3 protein-coding genes are annotated in these 3,461 nt (G+C 38.5%); 1 reads left to right on the top strand and 2 read right to left on the bottom strand.

What is annotated here, in order from left to right:
* The coding region (locus K8S13_RS14970) for a glycosyltransferase (RefSeq protein WP_291463687.1) at positions 1 to 2,033 on the bottom strand (2,033 nt) is incomplete at its 3' end.
* Between the two features lie 14 nt (positions 2,034 to 2,047).
* Positions 2,048 to 2,587 (bottom strand): hypothetical protein, encoded by a 540-nt coding sequence (locus K8S13_RS14975; protein ID WP_291463689.1) that lies wholly within the window; start codon positions 2,585 to 2,587, stop codon positions 2,048 to 2,050.
* Here K8S13_RS14975 and K8S13_RS14980 point away from each other — a divergent pair.
* Positions 2,573 to 3,461 (top strand): hypothetical protein (locus K8S13_RS14980; protein ID WP_291463691.1); only part of this gene is annotated, 889 nt, incomplete at its 3' end. The genes K8S13_RS14975 and K8S13_RS14980 overlap by 15 nt on opposite strands.

Here is a 3,461-nt window from a genome sequence, read left to right on the forward strand (position 1 = left end):
GACACACCATCTTCCTGGTATAATTTGTTTTCATTTTCCCAAAGATGGCCATGCCATTTTGAATAAAAAAAGATGGAATCATCTTGTTCCTCACAGGATTGTTCCGGTTCTGCCTGGACCAGTTCAATATCCGGAAGGTACATGACAGCCTGGGTATCAGGAAAGAGGTTCTCGAATCGAAGACTTAAATCCAGAAATGAATATTTTTCAGCCAGGTGATTGAATCCACCGATAGATAGGAACTGATTTTTATTGATGGCTGTAAAATGGTCAATCATTTGAAAGGAGCGGATTTTACAGGTATGTGGGAAATCCTTATCAAGATGGACATAGGCAGAAACAGGGCAGTTGTTCGCATCAACGACAATCCCGGCATGAACAATGTTATTAAACCTGCTGATTATTTTTGCGCCATAAATTTTATTTTTCCCGAATGTGTCAAATCCTTTTTTCAGCGCATTTAACCAGTCTTTTTTCGGTGCAATATTTTTGCTTAGAAAGATAAGATTTTTGCCTTTTGCACTGATTCCTGCAATATTCAGCATTGCTGGAAAAGAATGGTTTTTTTTCATGGTAAGAATTGAAACATCACCTTCAAGGCTTTGAAGTATTTTTTTTGTGTCGTCAGGTATTGTTTCAGGTTTAATGAGTATAACCTCATAATTTTCATTCTCAGAATGAATGGCAATCGCTTCTAGAATGCTAATGAAAGTGTCAGGGTTATTAACCACTGGTAAAATAATGGACCATTCCATATTTGATGAAATTTTGGTTTCAAGAGGGGCGGGTTTTTTAAGAAGGTTTGCTTTAATGGCTGACTCCATTATTCCGGTAACATTGTCTATGCTTTTTTCCGATTCATGCAGTTCGCTTTCCAGATAGTGTTGGATTCCAGCCTGATTCATCATTGAAGTAAAGTCTTTTTTTTGTTCAATGGCAAAAGCCAGTTCTTTTGTGGTCAGTTTTATTGCAGCATTTTCCTGGGCCAGTGAAAAATCATATGTTATGGGCGACTCAAGCTTAAGTTCTATAAGAGGTTTTCCAATGGCAAGAGCTTCAAGACCGGTTGTACTGCCTTCAGTCAGGACAATCAGGTCGCTCATGGCCATCAGGTCATAAATATTTTTTTCACCATGGATAAAACTGATACGATTCTTCAATTCTTTTGGAATTTTATCGATCCATTTGTCAATATCCAGTCTTACGTTTGCCGGATGGAATTTTATATATAGATGAAGTGTATTGTCTTTTTGAAAAATATTTAAAAGAGGCAGAAGTTCATTTTTTGGAATCAGGTTGATTGAAAAAATAAGCAATACCACATAGCAGTTATTGTGTTTATGTTTCTGTCTCATTTTTTTTCGGATATTGTTTTGTTTTAGCCGATTGATTTCATTGGTGATATGGGTGTTGCCGGCAGAGATGATTTTCTCTTCCGGGGCTTCGTAGTTGGAAAGTTTTTCTTTTGTGCGCTGTCCCCATACCAGGTTAAGTGTGCTGTACTGCGCATGTCCTGTATTTGCAAAATCATGAAAAGCAGATGCAGTTGAATATAACCCTTCCTGGAATGTGATAAATGGGACTCCTTTTTTTTTGGCATGATAAGCAAAGATTTTCCCCCACCGGTTTGTTTCGTGGAGAGCCAAGCATAAATCAACTTTTGTTTTTTTAAAATAATTTTTAAAACCAATATATTCCTGGGCCGCGGCAAACAGTGTTTTATCCAGTACAGTAGGTACTAGAAGGCAGAATGCCTTGTCTTTCAATAGTGAGGCAGCAAAGCCTTTTCTCATAATGTGGTAGTTTTTATAAATTTCATCTTGATCTGAATCATCTATAAAATCAAAAATATGAGAGTAGTTTAGATTTAGTTCAATGGCTGTTATTTCCTGGGATCGCTCTGCCTGCCCCACAATGTATTCGACCGTTGCTCCCTTATCGGCAATTGCTTTCATGATAGGTATGATAAATCTGGTATGATGTTTTAGCGCAATATATGCAGAGACTCTTTTATTTTTCCAAAAGCTGTTCATTCTGTATTCCCTGTTTAATAGCTGATTTTTGTATATTGTCTGTTTGCCATTTGATATATAATATCTGTGATATCCGTTGTTTTTTTATGAGTGTTAATGATGGCGGTCAATGCGTTTCTGAGTTTTTCATATGAATTTACAAGAGTAAGATTGCCGGAAATAATTTCTGGAACCATCTTATCCATGACAATACAAGGTATCCCATTGGCATCAGCCACAATAGTTGAATAGCAAAGGGAGGTTGCCAACACTGCGTCAGCCATAATCATTTCCCATGGTTTTGCCAGGTCATGGAACGAATAGGAATAAAAACTGTCAAGGGTATTATGGCTAATGGTCTTGATAACCTCTTGGTGATTGTGTGTACCTCTGATTTGGTCTTTGCCAAAACAGAACATAAGATGAAGGTCATTGTTAAAACTTGAAATTTCCTCTAATAACCGCCGATATTCATAACTTGTGGCAACATTATGGGCAATAAAAAGAATAGTTTTATCTTTGGGAATGTTGTGTTTGGCTCGATAATGGTAGGGGACTTCATGACCAAGACCCATCACTACCTTGGTTATTCCGGGCGATCTGATTTTCCGGAGGATTGCTATTATTTTAAGGGCCGCATACGGCAGGTGGACAGGTATGCTTCCCAGGGCGGCGCTCTTTTAACCCAAACGAAATATGTGTGGGAAAATGTGGAAGACACCACCTACCACTGGGCCTTTGTCAAGCTAATCCAAAGTCGCACCGAACATTATGACAGCGAAACCGTCTATATTCAAAAAGATTATGCCTATGATGATACAAATGGTAATCTTCTCACTGCTATAAGCTCGGGCACGGATGCTGAAAACATAATAAAAAGCTATGGCTATACTAACTATGGTGACTGGCTGTGGCGTAAAACACAGGAAACTATGGAAGGCAGTTCAAGCGGCAAGGTGAGAGAGACATGTTTTGAGTATGAAAACAATACCGGGAACCTGATATCAAAAGAACTCTGGTTGGATAGCGATATAAATCCGCGCGAAGAGATGACTTACGATAACAACGGCAACCGGATTTCATTAACCGATGCAAGGGGCAATCTCACCACAACAGAATACGATACCGACACTTATACTTATCCTGTAAGAATAATCTATCCTGCAACCGGTGACGTGAGCCATATCGAACAATTTCAATATGACTACCTGTATGGTAAGGTGTCTGCTGAAAAAGACCAAAACAGCAATTGGACATATTACGATTTTGACCCATTCGGCCGCATAAAACAGGTGGATTATCCGGACGGCGGGCAGAAAATTTATGAATATTACGAATGCAATGATCCCCAGTGCATAGATACAATATTCCCGAGGTATGTGATTCAAAAGGTTAAAGAAGACAATTCAGGGAGTTATATCGATAAATATACATATTTTGATGGCTTAA

The organism is Desulfobacula sp. (genome assembly GCF_021107415.1).

Coding starts and splice junctions, on each gene's coding strand:
- K8S13_RS14975 (WP_291463689.1), bottom strand. CDS start 2,587: ATGGGTCTTGGTCATGAAGTCCCCTACCATTATCGAGCCAAACACAAC.